This is a genomic window from Ruegeria sp. BHSA191 (genome assembly GCF_059613325.1).
Window position 1 is genome coordinate 99,371 of the sequence record NZ_JBXWSH010000001.1, and the last position, 19,191, is coordinate 118,561.

General features: G+C 62.7%; 18 protein-coding genes and 1 tRNA gene. 11 read left to right on the plus strand and 8 right to left on the minus strand.

Going from position 1 to position 19,191, the window contains the following annotated elements:
* Nucleotides 1–22 precede the first annotated feature (22 nt).
* The 3 genes from AC2FNS_RS00505 to AC2FNS_RS00515 form a co-directional block, all read right to left on the minus strand.
* Nucleotides 23–268, minus strand: a complete 246-nt coding sequence (locus tag AC2FNS_RS00505) for an EF-hand domain-containing protein (protein WP_496689051.1) — start codon at nt 266–268, stop codon at nt 23–25.
* A gap of 520 nt (nt 269–788) precedes the next feature.
* On the minus strand, nt 789–4,418 hold the full coding sequence (locus AC2FNS_RS00510) for a vitamin B12-dependent ribonucleotide reductase (protein WP_496711377.1): 3,630 nt from the start codon (nt 4,416–4,418) through the stop codon (nt 789–791).
* 265 nt (nt 4,419–4,683) lie between these two features.
* A complete protein-coding gene (locus tag AC2FNS_RS00515) occupies nt 4,684–4,872 on the minus strand; it encodes a hypothetical protein (RefSeq protein ID WP_496711378.1) in 189 nt (62 codons plus the stop codon).
* 74 nt (nt 4,873–4,946) lie between these two features.
* Here AC2FNS_RS00515 and AC2FNS_RS00520 point away from each other — a divergent pair, with 74 nt between their 5' ends.
* Nucleotides 4,947–5,387: a hypothetical protein gene (locus AC2FNS_RS00520; protein ID WP_496797478.1), complete on the plus strand. Its 441-nt coding sequence runs from the start codon at nt 4,947–4,949 to the stop codon at nt 5,385–5,387.
* An 8-nt stretch (nt 5,388–5,395) separates the two neighbouring features.
* Here AC2FNS_RS00520 and AC2FNS_RS00525 read toward each other — a convergent pair.
* The 4 genes from AC2FNS_RS00525 to pdxH form a co-directional block, all read right to left on the minus strand.
* Nucleotides 5,396–5,472: transfer RNA gene (locus AC2FNS_RS00525), tRNA-Pro, on the minus strand.
* 43 nt (nt 5,473–5,515) lie between these two features.
* Complete coding sequence (locus AC2FNS_RS00530) at nt 5,516–5,980, minus strand: DUF192 domain-containing protein (protein WP_496711379.1); 465 nt, start codon at nt 5,978–5,980, stop codon at nt 5,516–5,518.
* A gap of 7 nt (nt 5,981–5,987) precedes the next feature.
* Nucleotides 5,988–6,494, minus strand: coding sequence for a cold-shock protein (locus tag AC2FNS_RS00535; protein ID WP_496678206.1), 507 nt, complete (start codon nt 6,492–6,494; stop codon nt 5,988–5,990).
* A gap of 142 nt (nt 6,495–6,636) precedes the next feature.
* Complete coding sequence (pdxH, locus tag AC2FNS_RS00540; RefSeq protein ID WP_496711380.1) at nt 6,637–7,242, minus strand: pyridoxamine 5'-phosphate oxidase; 606 nt, start codon at nt 7,240–7,242, stop codon at nt 6,637–6,639.
* A gap of 135 nt (nt 7,243–7,377) precedes the next feature.
* Between pdxH and fabI the strand changes: the two genes are divergently transcribed.
* The 5 genes from fabI (at nt 7,378) to trpE (ending at nt 13,361) form a co-directional block, all read left to right on the plus strand.
* Nucleotides 7,378–8,184, plus strand: a complete 807-nt coding sequence (gene fabI / locus AC2FNS_RS00545; protein WP_496689059.1) for an enoyl-ACP reductase FabI — start codon at nt 7,378–7,380, stop codon at nt 8,182–8,184.
* A 4-nt stretch (nt 8,185–8,188) separates the two neighbouring features.
* Nucleotides 8,189–8,698 (plus strand): xanthine phosphoribosyltransferase, encoded by a 510-nt coding sequence (gene gpt, locus AC2FNS_RS00550; protein ID WP_093962173.1) that lies wholly within the window; start codon nt 8,189–8,191, stop codon nt 8,696–8,698.
* 40 nt (nt 8,699–8,738) lie between these two features.
* On the plus strand, nt 8,739–9,914 hold the full coding sequence (locus tag AC2FNS_RS00555) for an aminotransferase (protein ID WP_496711381.1): 1,176 nt from the start codon (nt 8,739–8,741) through the stop codon (nt 9,912–9,914).
* 81 nt (nt 9,915–9,995) lie between these two features.
* Nucleotides 9,996–11,837 (plus strand): peptidyl-prolyl cis-trans isomerase, encoded by a 1,842-nt coding sequence (locus AC2FNS_RS00560; protein ID WP_496711382.1) that lies wholly within the window; start codon nt 9,996–9,998, stop codon nt 11,835–11,837.
* Between the two features lie 12 nt (nt 11,838–11,849).
* Complete coding sequence (gene trpE / locus AC2FNS_RS00565) at nt 11,850–13,361, plus strand: anthranilate synthase component I (protein ID WP_496711383.1); 1,512 nt, start codon at nt 11,850–11,852, stop codon at nt 13,359–13,361.
* Nucleotides 13,362–13,414: 53 nt separating this feature from the next.
* Here the strand turns inward: trpE and AC2FNS_RS00570 are convergent, their stop codons facing one another.
* Nucleotides 13,415–14,890, minus strand: a complete 1,476-nt coding sequence (locus tag AC2FNS_RS00570; RefSeq protein ID WP_496711384.1) for a divergent polysaccharide deacetylase family protein — start codon at nt 14,888–14,890, stop codon at nt 13,415–13,417.
* A gap of 194 nt (nt 14,891–15,084) precedes the next feature.
* Between AC2FNS_RS00570 and AC2FNS_RS00575 the strand changes: the two genes are divergently transcribed.
* From AC2FNS_RS00575 to AC2FNS_RS00595, 5 genes are read left to right on the plus strand one after another with little or no spacing between them, the layout of a single operon-like run.
* On the plus strand, nt 15,085–15,666 hold the full coding sequence (locus tag AC2FNS_RS00575) for an anthranilate synthase component II (protein ID WP_496711385.1): 582 nt from the start codon (nt 15,085–15,087) through the stop codon (nt 15,664–15,666).
* Nucleotides 15,663–16,682, plus strand: coding sequence for an anthranilate phosphoribosyltransferase (gene trpD / locus AC2FNS_RS00580; protein ID WP_496711386.1), 1,020 nt, complete (start codon nt 15,663–15,665; stop codon nt 16,680–16,682). The genes AC2FNS_RS00575 and trpD overlap by 4 nt, the downstream gene beginning before the upstream one ends.
* On the plus strand, nt 16,679–17,491 hold the full coding sequence (gene trpC / locus AC2FNS_RS00585) for an indole-3-glycerol phosphate synthase TrpC (protein WP_496797480.1): 813 nt from the start codon (nt 16,679–16,681) through the stop codon (nt 17,489–17,491). The genes trpD and trpC overlap by 4 nt, the downstream gene beginning before the upstream one ends.
* Complete coding sequence (moaC, locus tag AC2FNS_RS00590; protein WP_496796658.1) at nt 17,491–17,964, plus strand: cyclic pyranopterin monophosphate synthase MoaC; 474 nt, start codon at nt 17,491–17,493, stop codon at nt 17,962–17,964. The genes trpC and moaC overlap by 1 nt, the downstream gene beginning before the upstream one ends.
* Nucleotides 17,961–19,133 (plus strand): molybdopterin molybdotransferase MoeA, encoded by a 1,173-nt coding sequence (locus tag AC2FNS_RS00595; RefSeq protein WP_496711389.1) that lies wholly within the window; start codon nt 17,961–17,963, stop codon nt 19,131–19,133. The genes moaC and AC2FNS_RS00595 overlap by 4 nt, the downstream gene beginning before the upstream one ends.
* The last annotated feature ends 58 nt before the right edge of the window (nt 19,134–19,191 follow it).

Sequence of the window (19,191 nt, forward strand, 5' to 3'; positions counted from 1 at the left end):
GGCCGCGCTCCGCCGACAGGTGTCAGCCGTTGCTTGGGGGAAGCAACCCTGCCTCCTGCGCGACGGCGATTTCGGCCTGATCCAACGCGCCGTCACCATTTGCATCCATCGCCGAGAACGTGTCTGCATCCATGTCCGGCAGAACGGCCTGCACCTCTTCGATGGTCAGAACGCCGTCGCCGTTGGCATCGGCGCTGCATTGGGCCAGAATAACTGCCGGAACGCTCAGGGCCACGGTGGCCAGAAGAGCCAGATTGCGAGGTTTCATTGTCAAATCTCCAAATAAGGGGTGTGTGGTAGTTTGTCCGGACACCGGCACCAAACACCCCTGAGCGGCCCATCTCACCGCCGCCGAATCGCACAGCCCGATTCGCGCCGATCCCCGCCCCTTTTGCGAACCTGGCGCGCGATCTTTTGCCGTGCAAAATTCCGCCGGGACGTTGCGCCATGACTCCCCTCATGCGGGCGGCCCGATCCGGCAGAACGTCGCCCAAAAAGAAAGGGGGCCGAAGCCCCCTGTCAGTTTTGCCGTCCAGGCTCATTCTCATTGACCGCCCGGTGTTTTTTGCCTGCGGCCTGGACTGCACATGGGACGAGCGCACCCGCCCCGTGAAAGAGTGGGAAGGAGCAAATATTCCGCCCCACCCTGTTCGTGGCCGACACGGGCATGTCGGCCGGGCGGAGAAAGGCCAGATGGTAAGCCTTGCGACCTGTCTCCGTATTCGTCGGGACCGGCACCGTATTGGCAGCGTCCGGCCCCTGCGCCCCGGGTTGCCGGGGCGTTTAGCTCAGCTACACCCGCTGGTTGCGCCGCAGGTGTTGCATTTCATGCAGGTCCCGTTGCGCACCAGCGTGTAGTTCCCGCATTCCCCGCAGGGATCGCCCTCGTAGCCCTGCATCTTGGCCTTGGTTCGGGCATCCATCTCGGTGGCTGTCTCGGCAACGACGGTGGTCTCGCTTTTGGTCTCGAAGGTGACGGACGCCTCGGACATGCCGGTCGCGGCCGCCTGCCCTCCGTTGAACACCACCAGATCCTGCGGAAGACGCTTGCGCAGATAGCCGGTCGAGCTGATCTGTTTCAGCACCTCCAGCGATTTCGACGCCGCGCTGTCGCTGACCTCCGAGACGTTCGACACGCCCTCTTCCTCGCCGCGGCCCAGATCGTCGAAGGTTGCGCCTTGCGGCTTCACATGCGCCAGGTCGGTACGATCCAGATACGACACCGCAAGCTCGCGGAAGATGTAGTCGAGGATAGACGTGGCGTTCTTGATCGAGTCGTTGCCCTGCACCATCCCGGCCGGTTCGAACTTGGTGAAGGTGAAGGCGTCGACGAACTCTTCCAGCGGCACACCGTATTGCAGGCCGACCGAGACCGCGATGGCAAAGTTGTTCATCATCGCGCGGAAGCCGGCGCCTTCCTTGTGCATGTCGATGAAGATCTCGCCCAGTTTGCCGTCCTCAAACTCGCCGGTACGCAGGTAGACCTTGTGCCCGCCCACGATCGCCTTCTGGGTATAGCCCTTGCGGCGATGCGGGAGCTTTTCGCGGTGGCTGCGGATGACCTCCTTGACCACGACCTTCTCGATGACCTTTTCGGCCAGAGTCACGGCCTTTTCCCGCGCCGATCCGCTTTCGAGGATTTCCGCCGCCTCATCGTCATCCTCGACCAGCGCAGCTGCCAGCGGCTGGCTGAGCTTGGACCCGTCGCGATACAGCGCGTTTGCCTTGACGCCCAGGCTCCAGGACAGCTCGTAGGCCTTCTGGCAATCCTCGATGGTGGCATCATTGGGCATGTTGATCGTCTTGCTGATCGCGCCCGAAATGAAGCTTTGCGCCGCCGCCATCATCTTGATGTGGCTGTCGACACCCAGGAACCGCTTGCCCTTCTTGCCGCACGGGTTGGCGCAGTCGAAGATCGCGTAATGCTCAGGCTTCAGATGCGGGGCCCCTTCCAGGGTCATGGTGCCGCAGACATGGTCGTTGGCCGCGTCGATATCCGCCTTGCTGAAGCCCAAATGGCGCAGCATGTCAAAGGTCGGATCGTTCAGCTTGCTGGCCGGGATGCCCAGAACACCGGTGCAGAAATCTTCACCCAGCGTCCACTGGTTGAAGACGAACCGGATGTCGAACGCGCTTTCCAGCGCGGCGTCGATCTTGGCCAGCTCGTTCGGGCCGAACCCGTGACCGGTCAGCGAGGTGTGGTTGATCCCCGGCGCGTTGCCCAAGGTGCCGTGACCCACCGCGTAGGACACAATCTCTTCGATCTGGGCCGAAGAATAGCCCAGCTTCTCGAGCGCCGCGGGGACCGAGCGGTTGATGATCTTGAAGTAGCCGCCTCCGGCCAGCTTCTTGAACTTGACCAGCGCGAAGTCGGGCTCGATCCCGGTGGTGTCGCAGTCCATCACCAGACCGATCGTGCCGGTCGGTGCGATCACGGTGGCCTGCGCGTTGCGGTAGCCGTTCTTCTCACCCAGGCTCAGCGCCTCGTCCCAGGCGCTCATGGCCAGATCGATCAGGCGCTTGTCCGGACAATTGGCGTGATCCAGCGGCACCGGCTTGACCGAGAGTTTCTCGTACCCCTCGGTCACGCCCTGCGCAGCGCGGCGGTGGTTGCGGATGACCCGCAGCATATGCTCGGCGTTGCGCTTGTAGCCGGCGAACGGCCCCAGCTCGCCGGCGATCTCGGCCGAGGTGGCATAGGCCACGCCGGTCATGATCGCAGTCAGTGCGCCACAGATCGCGCGACCCTCGTCCGAGTCGTAGCCATAGCCCATATTCATCAGCAGGCCGCCGATGTTGGCATAGCCTAGACCCAGCGTACGGAAGTCATAAGACAACTGCGCGATCTCTTTCGACGGGAACTGCGCCATCGTCACCGAGATCTCGAGCGTCAGCGTCCAGAGACGGGCCGCGTGCATATAGTCGGCCGCCTGAAACTCGCCATCTTTCAGGAAGGTCAGCAGGTTCATCGACGCCAGGTTGCAGGCCGTGTCATCCAGGAACATGTACTCTGAGCACGGGTTCGAGCCGCGGATCTCGCCGTCTTCGGGGCAGGTGTGCCATTCGTTGACCGTGTCGTGGAATTGAATGCCCGGATCGGCGCAGGCCCAGGCCGCATGGCCGACCTTTTCCCACAGGTCGCGCGCCTTGACCACCTTGGCCACCCTGCCGTCGGTGCGGTTGATCAGTTCCCAGTCGGCATCCTTTTCAACCGCCTTGAGGAAGGCGTTGGTCACGCGGATCGAGTTGTTGGAGTTCTGACCCGAGACCGAATTGTAGGCTTCCGAATCCCAGTCGGTGTCGTAGGTCGGAAACTCGATGCTGTCGTGGCCCTGCTTGGCGTAATCCAGCACGCGCTTGATGTAAGTCTCGGGGATCGCGACCTTTTTCGCCTCGCGGATCGCTGTTTTCAGCCCGTCGTTCTTCTTGGGATCATAGGCGTCGTCCTGTGCGCCGTCCCACGTGCGGATGGCCTCGAAAATGCCGTTCAACATCTTCTCGTGCATCTTCGATCCGGCAACGATCGAGGCCACCTTCTGCTCTTCGATCACCTTCCATTCGATGAATTGCTCGATGTCAGGGTGATCTGCATCGACGATCACCATCTTTGCTGCTCGACGGGTTGTCCCGCCTGATTTGATCGCGCCAGCGGCGCGGTCGCCGATCTTGAGAAAGCCCATCAGGCCCGAGGACTTACCGCCACCCGACAGCGCTTCGCCTTCTGCGCGCAGATGGCTGAAGTTGGTCCCGGTGCCCGAGCCGTATTTGAACAGGCGCGCCTCGCGCACCCACAGATCCATGATGCCGCCTTCGTTCACCAGATCGTCATCGACGGACTGGATGAAGCACGCATGCGGCTGCGGATGTTCATAGGCCGATTTCGACTTGGTCAGCTTACCGGTTTTGTAGTCGACATAGTAGTGACCCTGCGCCGGGCCATCGATCCCGTAGGCCCAGTGCAGACCGGTGTTGAACCATTGCGGGCTGTTTGGTGCGGCGCGCTGGGTCGCCAGCATATAGCGCATCTCGTCGAAGTATGCGCGCGCGTCCTCCTCGGTCGAGAAATAGCCGCCCTTCCAGCCCCAATAGGCCCAGGCACCGGCCAGACGGTCGAACACCTGTTTCGAGGACGTCTCCCCGCCGAACTCGGCATCCTCGGCTGGAACCGAGCGCCATAGAAATTCGGGCACGTCCTTCTCGCGCACTTTCTTCAGCTTGCTGGGAACGCCGGCCTTGCGGAAATATTTCTGTGCGATCACGTCGCTGGCGACCTGACTCCAGGTCGAGGGCACCTCGATGCCTTCCAGCCGGAACACGATGGTGCCGTCGGGGTTGCGGATTTCCGAGGTGACGGACACGAAGTCCAGATCGGCATAAGCGTCCTGCCCAGGTTTTGTAAACTTTCTTTCAATCTTCATGTCCGCAGCCCCAGATCATCAAACAGTGCTATTCATGTCCTCGGCACCCAATTCACATTCGGCGGGGTGCCGCCCGCCGTGCCTGCAAGAAACCTCTGGACGTACTGGCCCGGCGCCGCCAAAGCGGCGTGAACCCGACTGAGCGGTACACGTCAGTTTGAGTTTGTTTCCGACCCTCGCCCGTTGCCCTCTGACTGGCTTTTTATACCAGATTTAGTGGCTATTGCTCCGGCCCATACAATCTGGCGTATCTACCCATAGTTGGTCAACGGCATTTTTTGCTCGAAACGCAGAACTTTTCAGTTGACCCCACCGTGTCCAGAAGGCGCCCGCGCACCGAAACCGATTCATCCACAGGGCGATCGGTTTTTTTCTGGCCCGATGCCCATTCGGTTTTTCCGCCTTTTTTCAGACCGGTTGCAGCATAATGGTCAAGCAAGCGCTTCTGCCCCATACTGAATCAGGAATCACGGATCCGGGCCCGATAAGGTTCACGAGTCTCGCGCCCATGAGTTGACAGGAATCGTTGTGAAAAAAGCACTCATCGCTTTCGCCCTCGCACCGCCCTTTCTGTGGGGGTGTGCGTCGTCGCCCCCGGAACCGACCTCGCGCAGCGCCCAGTTCAGCGACTATCCTGGGCAATTGCTTGAAACATTCGAGATCAGCTGTGACGGCCCCGGCGAGCAATTCCGCAAAACAAAGTCGACACAGTTCGAGTGCCTCTCGGCCCTACCACCGGACACCACCGCCTTTTTGATTCTGAACTATGACGGGTCGACGAAGGACTTGCCCAAGGGAATCCGGCGGATGTCCACCCAACGCAACCCGGCAGGCTATCGCGTAGATGCCGAATTGTTCTTCCTTGTCCCTCAGAAAGACGGCGCACCGGTCAAGGTCCCCATAGAAAGCGCGACCCTGGATCAGGAACTCACGACTCTGTACCGATATTTCGGTGGAATGCCGCTGTGAGTGAAAAGTGGTCGGGGCGGCGAGATTCGAACTCACGACCCCCTGTACCCAAAACAGGTGCGCTACCAGACTGCGCCACGCCCCGGACCGTGCGTCTTCCTAACCGCGACTTATTGATTTGAAAACCCCTAACAGGGCCAGATCGCAGGGCCGTCCGCAAAAATTTCGTGACGCAGTTGCGTGCCAGGGCCAATCCCGTATCGAGCCGCCAGCCCTGCATTGATTTCAAGAACCGCAAAGACCGCATCACCCCCGTCGATCGGGGTCAGATCACCCGGTATGGCACCGCGATGCACACGGGTTACGACGCCCTTGCGGTCGACAAAGATCATGTCGAGCGGGATCAGGGTGTTCTTCATCCAGAACGCCACAGGCTGCGGGGGGTCGAAAACGAACAGCATCCCGGACTGACGCGGCAGCGACTCTCGGAACATCAACCCACGCGCGCGGTCCTGCGGCGTGACGGCCAGTTCGACATCGAACCGCACCTGCGCCACCGCATTGCGCAGAAAGACATGATCGGGGCGACAGCTGGCCATGGCAGCCTGCGCCCAGAAAAAGGTCAAAGCTGCCAGAACCAGAGCTCGTATCATTCCCTCATCAATTCTTCAGTGCGGATTCCCAGGCCAGGACCTGCACTGCCATCCGGCCGCGCTTGCCGTCAATGACCCGCATGGCCAGCGCCTCGCCGGGTTGCAGATCCGCAAACCCCGACCGGCGCAATACCTCGATATGCAGGAAGACGTCCTCGTCCCGGCCAAACACATTGGCAAAGCCGAACCCCTTGGCCTTGTCGAACCATTTCACGCGCGCGGCTTCCATCGGCATCTGGGCGATCTGCGCGGGATCCATCTCGGCAAAATCGGCAAGCATCGTCGAGTCGCCCCGCTCGGGCGGGTCGATGCCGAGCACCTCGACCGCCTGAACGCCACGGTCGGTACGGTGGGTCATGATCTCGATCCCGGCCCCGTCCGCGATCGAACTCTGACCGAAATTCCGCAACACGTTCACATGCAGCAAGATATCGGGACCACCCTCGTCGGACACGACGAAGCCGTACCCCTTGGCGGGGTCGAACCATTTTACGTGACCGCGAACGCGGTACATTGTGTTCTGGTCTTCTGACACGGTGCTTCCATCACGAATTATTGCTGCTTGTCCGAGGCTCGTAGATCCCGCAAATCGTTAACTAGTTCAAGGTTAAAAACCGCTGTCTTTTCCGAGTGTTGTATTTCACGTCGCACGGATATCACGGATTCAACCTCTGGATTGTCCAATTCTGACCGGGACTCTCACGCCGCCACTGAAACCTGTCATGCAGCCGGAACGCTCCATCAGCCCAAAATTCGATTTCCACCGGGGTCAGCCGATACCCGCCCCAGAACTCGGGGCGCGGCGGATTGGAGCCCAGCCTTGCTGTGACCTTGGCAACTTCGGCCATCAAGGCCGCGCGGCTGCTCAGCGGTTCCGACTGCCGCGAGGCCCAAGCGCCCAAACGGCTTTTCAGTGACCGTGACGCATAATATTCGTCGGCCTTCGCCCCATCTTCCTTGGTGATTGTACCACGAACCCGGATCTGACGCCGCAGTGATTTCCAGTGCATCACAAAGGCGGCTTTGCCTGCCGAGTCCAGCTCTTGGGCCTTGGCGCTGTGATAGTTGGTATAGAAAACGAAGGAGTCGGCCTCGATATCTTTCAGCAACACCATCCGCGCGTTCGGCATACCATCTGTGTCCACGGTCGCTAGGGCAATCGCGTTCGGATCGTTCGGTTCCGTCTTTTCGGCCTCGGCCAACCAACGGGCCGCGATCACGAACGGATCTTCACCGGCAAAGATGCCGTTTCGCTCACTCATGTCCATCCCCTGGAACAAATTGAACATGAGCCTAGGGCGAGAACCCGCCGCGGGCAAGGACAGATAGCCTTGATGCAGCGCAATCAATGGCCTAAACCAACGCAACGCAACGCGACGACAGGCGGAGAACCGAACATGTCAAATCAGTTGATGGCCGGCAAGCGCGGCCTCATCATGGGACTGGCCAATGACAAATCAATCGCATGGGGAATCGCCCGCGCCTTGTCCGAAGCCGGAGCCGAACTGGCTTTCTCTTATCAGGGGGATGCACTGAAAAAACGGGTCGACCCGTTGGCGGCCCAATTGGGTAGCGAGATTGTCCTGCCCTGTGACGTCAGCAACGAAGAATCGATTGACGAGCTGTTCGCGGCGCTGAAAGACAAATGGGGCAAGCTGGATTTCGTCGTCCACGCCATTGGTTTCTCGGACAAGAACGAACTTCGCGGCCGCTACGTCGACACGTCGCGCGCAAATTTCAAGCTGACGATGGACGTGTCGGTCTACTCTTTCACGGCGGTGATGCAACGCGCCGAAAAGCTGATGACGGACGGCGGCAGCGCCATCACTCTGACTTATTATGGTGCTGAGCAGGTCATGCCACATTACAATGTCATGGGTGTGGCCAAGGCCGCGCTCGAGGCGTCGGTGAAATACCTGGCCGAGGACTTGGGCAAGGACAACATCCGCATCAACGCGATCTCGGCCGGGCCGATCAAGACCCTCGCCGCTAGCGGCATCGGCGACTTCCGCTACATCATGAAGTGGAACGAGTACAATTCGCCCCTGCGTCGCAACGTGACCATCGACGACGTGGGCAAATCGGCGCTGTATCTGCTGTCGGATCTCAGCAGCGGCGTGACCGGTGAAAACCTGCACGTGGATTCTGGTTATCACATCGTCGGCATGAAAGCCGTCGACGCGCCGGATGTGGAAAAGGGATAAGACCATGAGCGCAAAGGACCGCCTGCCCCACGAGAAAGGCTTTCACATCAGCTGGGACCAGATCCACCGCGACTCGCGCGCGCTGGCCTGGCGGCTGGACGGTCAGGGCCCCGATGACGGTGCCTGGCGCGCCGTCGTCGCGATCACGCGCGGCGGCATGGCACCGGCGATGATCGTCAGCCGCGAGCTGGACATCCGCACCGTCGATACGATCAGCGTCAAATCCTATCACCATCAGGAACGCGGCGAGGCCGAGGTGCTCAAGGCCCCCGATGCCGATTTGATGGGGGATGGTGAAGGCGTGCTGATCATCGACGACCTGGTCGACAGCGGCAAGACGCTGGAACTGGTGCGCAAGATGTACCCCAAGGCCCATTTTGCCACGGTTTATGCCAAGCCCAAGGGCCGCCCGATGGTTGACACGTATATCACCGAGGTCAGCCAGGACACCTGGATCTTCTTCCCCTGGGATATGGCCCTGCAATATGTCGAGCCCTATCGCGGCACCGACTGATCCCACTTTTCCACCACAAATCAGCAAGACCGGACACCCGATGACATTGACCCGCACCGCCGCCACCTTCGCCCCTCCGGTGATGGAGGCGCGGCGCTGGCTCGAGGGGGTCACGTTCTCGGAAGATCGCCCACTGATCAATGTCAGCCAGGCGGCGCCGGTCGATCCACCGCCGCTGGCTCTGCGGCAGGCGATGGCCGATTTTGCGGTCAATCAAGACGCGGCGCATCTCTACGGCCCGGTTCTAGGTAACCCCGATCTGCGCGCAGAACTCGCGCGTGAGATTGGTGACCACTACGGCGCCGAGGTTCGGCCGGAACAGACAGCCATCACCTCGGGCTGCAATCAGGCTTTCGCCTCAGTCATCTCGGCGATCACCGACCAGGGGGATGAGGTCATCCTGCCAACACCATGGTATTTCAACCACAAAATGTGGCTGGACATGGCCGGTGTTCGGGCGGTTGATCTGCCGACCGGGGCGGACCTGCTGCCCGATCCCGAACAGGCGCGCGCGCTGATCACCGACCGCACGCGCGCCATCGCGCTGGTCACGCCCAACAATCCGGGTGGAGTCGAATACCCGGCAGATTTGGTCCGTGCTTTCTATGATCTGGCGCAACAGCATGGCTTGCGCCTGCTGGTCGATGAAACCTATCGTGATTTCGACAGCCGCGGCGGCCCGCCGCACGCTTTGTTCCAGCAGCCCGACTGGGACCGAACGCTGGTGCATCTCTATTCCTTCTCGAAAGCCTACCGCCTGACCGGGCACCGCGTGGGCGCGATCGCCACCGGTGCGCCGCTGCTGGCCGAGGTCGAAAAATTCCTCGATACCGTCGCCATCTGCCCCGGCCAGATGGGTCAGTTCGCGGCGCTGTGGGGGATGCAGAACCTGTCTCAATGGCTGGCCGGGGAACGCGCCGAGATTCTGGATCGCCGCGCTGCAATCACCGAGAACATGCCCCGCCTGACCGACAAAGGCTGGCGGCTGTTGGGTCTGGGCGCCTATTTCGCCTATCTCGAACATCCGTTCGAGATGCCGTCGGACGAACTGGCGCGCAGATTGGTCTCCGAGGCCGGTATTCTGCTGCTGCCGGGTACGATGTTCATGCCCGATCACGACCCCGCCGGGAAACGCCAGGTGCGCATTGCTTTTGCCAATCTGGACCGTGCTGGAATCGGGCAATTGTTCGACCGCTTGCAGGCTCTGTCCTTCTGAGCTTGCCCCCCGGCATCCCGCGTCGTATTCAGGGCCGCAACACAGACGGCAGAACCCTGCCGCAAGATCCAAGAGGGCACTATGGCCGCAGGCATGAAGAACCTTTCCAAAACCTTTGTTTGGATCCTGATGGGTCTGTTGATGTTGGGGCTTGCCGGGTTCGGCGCCGTCAACCTCAGTGGCACCGTGCGCACGGTCGCGCAGGTCGGGGACGAGGTCATCACCGTCGATGCCTATGCCCGCGAGCTTCAGCGCGAAATCCGCGCGGTCGAGGCGCAGACGGGCCAGCCGTTGCAGATGTCTCAGGCCCGCGACCGGGGACTGGACCAGCGCGCCCTGTCGCGGCTGGTCGCGCTGGCCGCGCTGGACAACGAGGTGGCGCAGCTGGGCATCTCGGTCGGCGATGAAAACCTGCAAAAGGAGATCCTGCGCATTCAGGCCTTCCAAGGCGCCGACGGATCGTTCGACCGCGAGGCCTATAGGTTCCAGTTGGAACAGATCGGCATGACCGAAGCGGAATTTGAGGAAGACCTGCGCAAGGAAACCGCCCGCACCCTGGTGCAAGGCGCCATCATGAACGGCATCGAAATGCCCGCAGTTCTGACCGACACGCTGGCCGATTATGTGCTGGCGCGCCGCAGCTTTACCGTGGCCACCCTGTCGGAAGACGCGCTGGACGCACCGGCGCCCGAGCCGACCGACGCGGACATCCAGGCCTTCTATGACGCCAACACAGACCGCTTTACCCTGCCCCGCACGAAAAAGATCACCTATGCCGTTCTGTCGCCCGCGATGCTGCAGGACACGGTCGAGGTGGACGAGGACGCCCTGCGCCGCCTCTACGAGCAGCGCAAGGACCAGTATCAGCAGCCTGAGCGGCGTCTGGTCGAACGGCTGGTCTACCCGTCAGAAGCCGAGGCGACCGAAGCCAAGGCGCAGCTTGAAGTTGGCGGGTTGGATTTCGAACAGTTGGTGCGCGCGCGCGAACTGGAGCTCAGCGATGTCGATCTGGGCGATGTCACCCGCGACGATCTGGGCGAAGCGGCGGATGCCGTCTTTGCCGCCGAGGTCGGCGATGTGATCGGCCCGCTGCCGTCGGCCTTCGGCCCGGCGCTGTTCCGCGTGAACGGCACGCTGGCCGAACACAATGTCAGCTTTGACGAGGCCGAACCCGAACTGCGCGAGGAACTGGCCGCCGAACGCGCCCGCCGCGTGATCGAGTCGCAGGCCGAAGAGTTCAACGACATGCTGGCCGGCGGCGCGACGCTCGAGGAACTGGTCGCCGAGACCGAGATGGAACTGGGCCAGATCGACTGGACGACCCAGAGCGACGAGGCCCTTGCCGCCTATGACGCGTTCCGCAGCGCGGCCCAAGCCGTCGGCGAGGGCGACTTCCCCGAGATCGGCTTTCTCGAGGATGGCTCGGTCTTTGCCCTGCGTCTGGACGAGGAATTGCCGCCGCGCCCCGAGCCGCTGGCACAAGCGCGCGAGCGTGTGATCGAGGCATGGAAACAGGAAGAAATCGGCAAGGCTCTGCTGGAAAAGGCCAATACGGTCGTGACCGGTCTGGCCGTTGACGGGGATTTCACCGCCACGGGCCTGCCGTTCCGGGTGGAAAACGCCCTGACCCGCACCGCTTTCCTGGATGACGTTCCCGCCGATTTCATGAACCAGGTGTTCGAGATGGAGCCCGGCGAATTGCGGGTCATTCCCGGTCAGGGCGCGGTTTTCATCGTGCGTCTCGACGAGGTTCTTCCCCCGGCGGAAACCGACGAGCAACGCCAGATGAAAGACGCAGTTGCGGCGCAGCTGAACCAGGCGCTGGCGCAGAACATCTTTGACGCCTATGTGCGCGACGCGCAGACCCGCGCCCGGCCTACGTTGGACCAACGCGCGCTGAACGCCGTTCAGGCCAATTTCTGACCGGATCGACAAATGGCTCTGACCCCCGATTTCGACAGCTTCGCCCGCGCCTATGACGTGGGTGAAAACCAAGTGGTCTATACCCGCCTGGCTGCAGATCTGGATACGCCGGTGTCGCTGATGCTCAAGCTGACCGGCGCGCAGAAAAACGCCTTTGTGCTGGAATCCGTGACCGGTGGCGAGGTGCGCGGGCGTTATTCGATCATCGGTATGAAGCCCGACCTGATCTGGCGCTGCCGGGGCGAGACATCCGAACTGAACCGCTCGGCCAGGTTCGACGAGGATGATTTTGCCGCTCAGGACGGCAACCCTATGGACAATCTGCGCGCGCTGCTGGCCGAGAGTCGCATCGCGCTGCCCGACGACTTGCCGCAGGCGGCGGCGGGGCTGTTCGGCTATCTGGGCTATGACATGGTGCGGCTGGTGGAATACCTGCCCGACGTCAACCCCGACCCGCTGGGCCTGCCTGACGCTATCCTGCTGCGGCCCTCGGTCGTGGCGGTTCTGGACGGTGTCAAGGGCGAGGTCACCATCGTCTCGCCCGCCTGGGTCACCGAGGGGCAATCGGCCAAGGCAGCCTATGCTCAGGCGGCGGAGCGGGTGATGGACGCGGTGCGCGATCTGGAACGCGCCATGCCCGCCGAGACCCGCGATCTGGGCGAGGCGCACGAGGTCGCGCCGCCGGTGTCGAATTTCACCAAGTCGGGCTATATGGAGGCGGTCGAAAAGGCCAAGGAATACATCCGTGCCGGCGACATCTTTCAGGTGGTGCCCGCTCAGCGCTGGACGCAGGATTTTCCGCTGCCGCCTTTTGCCCTGTACCGGTCGCTGCGGCGCACGAATCCGTCGCCATTCATGTTCTATTTCAATTTCGGCGGGTTCCAGGTGGTGGGCGCCAGCCCGGAAATCCTGGTGCGGGTCTTCGGCAACCAGGTGACGATCCGCCCGATCGCCGGCACCCGGCCACGCGGCGCCACCCCCGAGGAGGACAAGGCCAACGAGGCGGAGCTGCTGGCCGACCAGAAGGAACTGGCCGAGCATCTTATGCTACTGGATCTGGGCCGCAACGATGCGGGGCGTGTGTCCAAAATTGGAACCGTGCGCCCGACCGAGGAATTCATCATCGAGCGCTACAGCCACGTGATGCACATCGTGTCGAACGTGGTCGGTGAACTGGCCGAGGACAAGGACGCGCTTGACGCCTTCTTTGCCGGGATGCCCGCGGGTACGGTTTCAGGCGCGCCCAAGGTGCGTGCAATGGAGATCATCGACGAGTTGGAGCCCGAAAAGCGCGGCATCTATGGCGGCGGGGTCGGCTATTTCAGCGCCGGCGGTGACATGGACATGTGCATCGCGCTGCGCACGGCCATCGTGAAGGACAAGAAACTGTACATCCAGGCCGGCGGCGGCGTCGTCTATGACAGTGACCCCGATGCCGAGTACATGGAGACGGTTCACAAATCCAACGCGATCAGGCGAGCTGCAGCGGATGCGGCTCGGTTCACCGGCTCGAATAACGGCTGAACGGAAAGCGGGTGGCCCCACGACCACCCATTTTTCATTCCGACAGCGCCAGCCTACTGGATCTGGCTTTTCATGACCGCCGAGATCGGCGCCAGCGCGACCCTGCTGCTGCGATCTTCGAGCCCCCACAACAGCAGGGCCGAGATCGTCTCGGGCCGCAGACGTCCCAGCATCACCACCGCTCCTTCCTGACCGGCGCGGAACGCGGCCTGGTCCAAGAACCTGCGCATCACGTCGGAGTCCTGCCGCGCCCCATCGATGTCGCGAAACACCACGCTGGAAGGAACCCCGTTGCGCGCGGCCAGTTTGAACGCCGTGTTCAACCCGTTGTCCTGCAACACCAGCCCGCGCCCGGTCCCGTCCGCAATCGCGGCCACTTGATCGGCCAGTTTGCGGTTGCCCTGGATGCCGGTCTGAACGCCTTCGAGGATCCCGACCGTTTCGGGCAACGCGTCCAGCCAGACCGACAGCGAAACCTCGGCATCCTGCGCGCTGGCCGCGGTGGGCAGGTCGGCGATGGCCAGAACCTCGAACCCCGCTTCACGATACCGCTTCATCTTGTCAGCGGCCTCGGGGTCGGACGGGCTGACCGCGAATGTCAGCGGGTAGGGAAAATCCTGCAAGGCCTCTGCGCCGAATGCTCCTGCGTCGTCGATCAGGATGATCGACATCAACGGCTTGCCTTCCGGGTTTTCGAACGGCGCGGCATAGGCGTCGATGGGATCGGCGGGTGCCTTTTCAGCGACTTGAACCACGTCTTCCGCCGGGTCGTCGCGTTCGGTCAGGGGGATCACCCGCCGCCCGATGGTCGGAGAAGCCGAGGCAATCTGTTGTCCGCCGATCTGAGGCAAGGTGGCGATCCGCGCGCGCTTGCGCGGCTGGGTGTTCTCTTCGCCCTCGACGGCGATCGGGTTCGGAGCGGCAGCCTCGGGTTCAGTGACCGCGGCCTGCTGTTCCGGCAGGTCTGCGTCCGGCTCGGCGGCATCAGCCTCGGCCTCCGGGGATGCCGCGGCCTGGTCAGAGTCCGCACGCGGCGACGGCTGCGGCTCGGCAAGCGCGGTGGCTTCGGGCGGCTGGGGCGCGGCTGGCGGTGTCGGATCTACCGAAACCGGCTCGGCGCCTTGATCCTGCGTCACCGGAGCGGTCAACGGTGCAGGGGGTGCGGCCGGTGCAACGCGCGCAATCTCTACCGTCGCCGCAGCACCGGTGGTCGGCTTTTCGACCGGTCCGATCTGCCGTTTGACATCGGGGCGCGCATCGGGCTCGGCCGCGATGCCGATTGGGGCCTCCGCCTGACCTGTCGCGTCGTCCAGAGCATTCAACCCCCGCGGCGCCAATTCGACCAGATCGGCATCAGGTCCGGGCTCGGACAGATCCGTTGCCACGGCCTGCGGTGCGACGCCCTTGGCCTCGGGGGCGGTGGTCAGTAGTTCGGGCTTGCTGCCCAAGGGTGTGTTCAGAGAAAACACGGCCCCCAAAACCACGACGACAACCGCGCCGGTCACGACCCCGCCGAAAAATCCGCCCATCTCTCTTGCCTCTCGCCCTGCAATCTGCCTCGGTGAAACCGGCGCCATCTGTGCGGCGCTTGCCCGCGACCCGTCATCGGCAGCTTGTCCCCTTGACGCTGCCCTGCAAGCCTGAGCATGTATGTGCCAACACTATACCTTGGCACGCGGCTGGATCGCCAGTCCGAATTGCCCAAACACAAGACACGTGCAAAATGCTGCTGCTGATCGACAACTATGACTCGTTTACCTACAACCTCGTTCACTATCTGGGCGAGCTTGGCGCCGAAATGGTGGTGCGCCGCAACGACGCGCTGAACGTGCAGGAGGCCATGGCGATGAACCCCGCCGGCATCCTGCTCAGCCCCGGCCCCTGCGACCCGGACCAAGCCGGCATCTGCCTTGCGCTGACCCAGGCCGCGGCCGAGACCGGAACGCCGCTGATGGGCGTCTGCTTGGGCCACCAGACCATCGGGCAGGCCTTTGGCGGCAAGGTCGTGCGCTGCCACGAGATCGTGCACGGCAAGATGGGCACGATGCACCACACCGGCAAAGGGGTGTTCGCGGGCCTGCCCTCGCCTTTCGAGGCGACGCGCTATCACTCGCTGGTGGTTGACCGGGACAGCCTGCCCGATTGCCTTGAAATCACGGCCGAGCTTGAGGATGGCACGATCATGGGCCTGCAGCACAGGACGCTGCCCATCCACGGTGTGCAATTCCACCCGGAATCGATCGCATCCGAGCATGGTCATGCCCTGCTCAAGAATTTCCTGAACGAGATGAAAGTCCCCGCATGAGCGACGCACTGAAACCGCTGATCGGGGCCGCAGCCGATCGCGCCCTGACCCGCGACGAGGCCGAACAAGCCTTTGAGATCCTGTTCGAGGGCGAAGCGACACCCAGCCAGATCGGCGGTCTGCTGATGGCCATGCGTACCCGCGGCGAAACGGTCGAGGAATACGCCGCGGCGGCGGCGGTGATGCGCGCAAAATGCAATGCGGTCAAGGCCCCGGAAGGCGCCATGGATATCGTCGGCACTGGCGGCGACGGCAAGGGCACACTGAACATTTCCACCGCCACCGCCTTCGTCGTGGCAGGGGCCGGTGTGACCGTGGCCAAGCACGGCAACCGCAATCTGAGTTCAAAATCGGGTGCGGCGGATGCACTGGGGCAAATGGGCATCAACGTGATGGTTGGCCCGCAAGTGGTTGAAAAGGCTTTGCAACAGGTCGGAATTGGGTTCATGATGGCACCCATGCATCACCCAGCCATCGCCCATGTCATGCCCACACGCCAGGAACTGGGCACCCGCACCATCTTCAACATCCTCGGGCCGCTGACCAACCCGGCCGGGGTGAAACGCCAACTGACCGGCGCCTTCAGTCGCGACCTGATCTGCCCGATGGCCGAAACGCTTGGCCTGCTGGGATCGGATCGCGCCTGGCTGGTGCATGGCTCGGACGGCACCGACGAACTGACGATCACCGGCATCAGCTGGGTCGCCGCGCTGGAAGACGGGCGCGTCAAAGAGGTCGAGCTGCACCCTGAAGATGCCGGGCTGCCCGTGCATCCGTTCGAAGAGATCGTTGGCGGCACGCCTGAAGACAATGCCGCGGCCTTCCGCGCCCTGCTTGAGGGCGCACCGTCGGCCTATCGCGACGCCGTGTTGCTGAACGCGGCCGCCGCGCTGGTCGTGGCGGACGCTGCGGATGACCTGCGGGACGGCGTCGCCATGGCCGCCGAAAGCATCGACAGCGGCAAGGCCAAGGAAAAAATCGCCGCTCTGGCACGACTGACACAGGAAGCTGCATGACCGAAACCGTTCTCGACAGGATCAAGGCCTACAAGCTAGAGGAAATCGCCGCCGACAAGGCGCGCAAGCCGCTGGAGGCCGTCGAACAAGACGCCCGCGAGGCGCCTGAAATCCGCGGTTTCGCCGAGGCGCTGCAACGGGCCAGCCGCCAAGGATACGGGCTCATCGCAGAAATCAAGAAGGCAAGCCCCTCCAAGGGCCTGATCCGCGCGGACTTCGACCCGCCCGCATTGGCGCAAGCCTATGAAGAAGGCGGCGCGGCCTGCCTGTCGGTGCTGACCGACACACCCAGCTTTCAGGGCGCGAAGGAATACCTGACCGCCGCGCGCGCCGCCTGCAGCCTGCCAGCTCTGCGCAAGGATTTCATGTACGACCCCTATCAGGTGGTCGAGGCTCGGGCATTGGGGGCGGACTGCATCCTGATCATCATGGCCTCGGTCGAAGACGCGCAGGCGGCCGAACTGGAACAGACGGCCTTTGACTGGGGCATGGATGTTTTGATCGAGGTGCATGACGAGGCCGAACTGGAACGCGCGACCGCGCTGAAAAGCCCGCTGATCGGCATAAACAACCGCAATCTCAAGACCTTCGAAACCTCGCTTGATACGACGCACCGGCTGTCCAAGCTGGTCCCAGCCGACCGTACGATCGTGTGCGAAAGCGGTCTGAACACCCCCGAGGACCTGGCCGATATCGCCCGCTATGGCGCGCGGTGTTTCCTGATCGGCGAAAGCCTGATGCGCCAGCAGGACGTGGCCGCCGCAACCCGCCGCCTGTTGGCGAGCCCGCTGGTGCCGGGGGTGATGTGATGCCGCTGACCCATTTCGACAGCGACGGCCAGGCGCATATGGTCGATGTCTCGGACAAGCGCGTGACCAATCGCATCGCGGTGGCAGGCGGGTACGTCAAGATGGCCCGTGAAACCTTTGATATCATTTCGGAAGGTCGCGCTAAAAAGGGCGATGTGCTGGGGGTGGCCCGGCTGGCCGGGATCATGGGCGCCAAGAAGACCGCAGACCTGATCCCGTTGTGCCATCCGCTGCCGATCACCAAGGTCTCGGTTGACCTGTCCTTGGACCCAAAGCTGCCCGGTGTTCGGATCGAGGCCACCGTCAAGACGACCGGCCAGACCGGTGTCGAAATGGAGGCGCTGACCGCGGTATCGACCGCGGCGTTGACCGTCTATGACATGGCCAAGGCCGTGGACAAGGCAATGGAAATCGGCGGAATCCGCGTAACCTTGAAAGATGGCGGAAAATCGGGACGTTACGAAGCGTCATGATCACGGTGGCCGAGGCGCGCGCTCTGGTTCTGGACCTGGCGCCGGACATGGAGACCGAACAGGTTCCGCTGGCCGAGGCGGCGGGGCGCGTCCTGGCCGCCGATGTCACTGCGAATCGTGACCAACCGCCCTTTGCGGCGTCTTCGATGGATGGCTACGCGGTCAAGGCGGCCGAGGTCGAACTGCACGCGATGTTCAAAGTCATCGGCGAAGCGACTGCAGGCCAGCGTTTTGACGGAACCGTCGGCCCCGGACAGGCGGTTCGGATCTTCACTGGCGCCCCGGTACCGGATGGCGCCGATTTCATCGTCATTCAGGAAGATACGAAGCGACGTGGCGAACTTCTGACAATCACGAATGATCCGGGACCCAAAAGCAATATCCGCCCGGCGGGCGTGGATTTCCGGGTTGGGTCCGCGCTCAGCGCACCCCGGAGGCTGAACGCCAAGGATCTGGCCCTGCTGGCCGCGATGAACGTTCCTGCGGTCCCGGTGGCCCGCAAGCCCCAGATCGCACTGATCGCCACTGGGAACGAACTGGTGATGCCCGGCGACACCCCGGGGCCGGACCAGATCATCGCGTCGAACTCCTTTGGCCTCAAGGCTTTGCTGGAAGACGCGGGCGCGCATGTGCGGATGCTGCCGATCGCGCGCGACACGATCAAGTCACTCGAGACCGCGCTGAATCTGGCGCAAGGTGCGGACGTCATCGTGACGATCGGCGGCGCCTCGGTCGGCGACTATGATCTGGTCGGCGAAGCCTCGGACAAGTTGGGCCTGCGGCAATCGTTCTACAAGGTCCGCATGCGCCCCGGGAAACCGCTGATGGCCGGGCGGCTGGGCGACGCCGCAATGGTCGGCTTGCCTGGAAACCCGGTCAGCGCCATGGTCTGCGGTTACGTGTTTCTTGTACCGATGGTGCGCCGGATGCTGGGCCTGACCCCAGCCGAACCTGAGATGAAGCAGGCGCGACTGGCTAAGCCCCTGCGCGCCAACGGCCCGCGCGAGCACTACATGCGTGCCTGGCTGGGCGATGAGGGGCTGAGCGCCTTCGACGATCAGGACAGTTCTCTGCTCAGCGTTCTGGCGCGATCCAACGCCTTGATCGTGCGCCCGCCCCACGACCCGGAACGCGCCAGCGGAGAATTCGTGCAATATCTGCCCATCTGACGTCAGCCACCGCCACCGTTGACACAAAAGGTGAACATGCGTAGAACAAAAGAAAACG

Coding starts and splice junctions, on each gene's coding strand:
- AC2FNS_RS00505 (WP_496689051.1), bottom strand. CDS start 268: ATGAAACCTCGCAATCTGGCTCTTCTGGCCACCGTGGCCCTGAGCGTT.
- AC2FNS_RS00510 (WP_496711377.1), bottom strand. CDS start 4,418: ATGAAGATTGAAAGAAAGTTTACAAAACCTGGGCAGGACGCTTATGCC.
- AC2FNS_RS00515 (WP_496711378.1), bottom strand. CDS start 4,872: ATGGGGCAGAAGCGCTTGCTTGACCATTATGCTGCAACCGGTCTGAAA.
- AC2FNS_RS00530 (WP_496711379.1), bottom strand. CDS start 5,980: ATGATACGAGCTCTGGTTCTGGCAGCTTTGACCTTTTTCTGGGCGCAG.
- AC2FNS_RS00535 (WP_496678206.1), bottom strand. CDS start 6,494: ATGTACCGCGTTCGCGGTCACGTAAAATGGTTCGACCCCGCCAAGGGG.
- pdxH (WP_496711380.1), bottom strand. CDS start 7,242: ATGAGTGAGCGAAACGGCATCTTTGCCGGTGAAGATCCGTTCGTGATC.
- fabI (WP_496689059.1), top strand. CDS start 7,378: ATGTCAAATCAGTTGATGGCCGGCAAGCGCGGCCTCATCATGGGACTG.
- gpt (WP_093962173.1), top strand. CDS start 8,189: ATGAGCGCAAAGGACCGCCTGCCCCACGAGAAAGGCTTTCACATCAGC.
- AC2FNS_RS00555 (WP_496711381.1), top strand. CDS start 8,739: ATGACATTGACCCGCACCGCCGCCACCTTCGCCCCTCCGGTGATGGAG.
- AC2FNS_RS00560 (WP_496711382.1), top strand. CDS start 9,996: ATGGCCGCAGGCATGAAGAACCTTTCCAAAACCTTTGTTTGGATCCTG.
- trpE (WP_496711383.1), top strand. CDS start 11,850: ATGGCTCTGACCCCCGATTTCGACAGCTTCGCCCGCGCCTATGACGTG.
- AC2FNS_RS00570 (WP_496711384.1), bottom strand. CDS start 14,890: ATGGGCGGATTTTTCGGCGGGGTCGTGACCGGCGCGGTTGTCGTCGTG.
- AC2FNS_RS00575 (WP_496711385.1), top strand. CDS start 15,085: ATGCTGCTGCTGATCGACAACTATGACTCGTTTACCTACAACCTCGTT.
- trpD (WP_496711386.1), top strand. CDS start 15,663: ATGAGCGACGCACTGAAACCGCTGATCGGGGCCGCAGCCGATCGCGCC.
- trpC (WP_496797480.1), top strand. CDS start 16,679: ATGACCGAAACCGTTCTCGACAGGATCAAGGCCTACAAGCTAGAGGAA.
- moaC (WP_496796658.1), top strand. CDS start 17,491: ATGCCGCTGACCCATTTCGACAGCGACGGCCAGGCGCATATGGTCGAT.
- AC2FNS_RS00595 (WP_496711389.1), top strand. CDS start 17,961: ATGATCACGGTGGCCGAGGCGCGCGCTCTGGTTCTGGACCTGGCGCCG.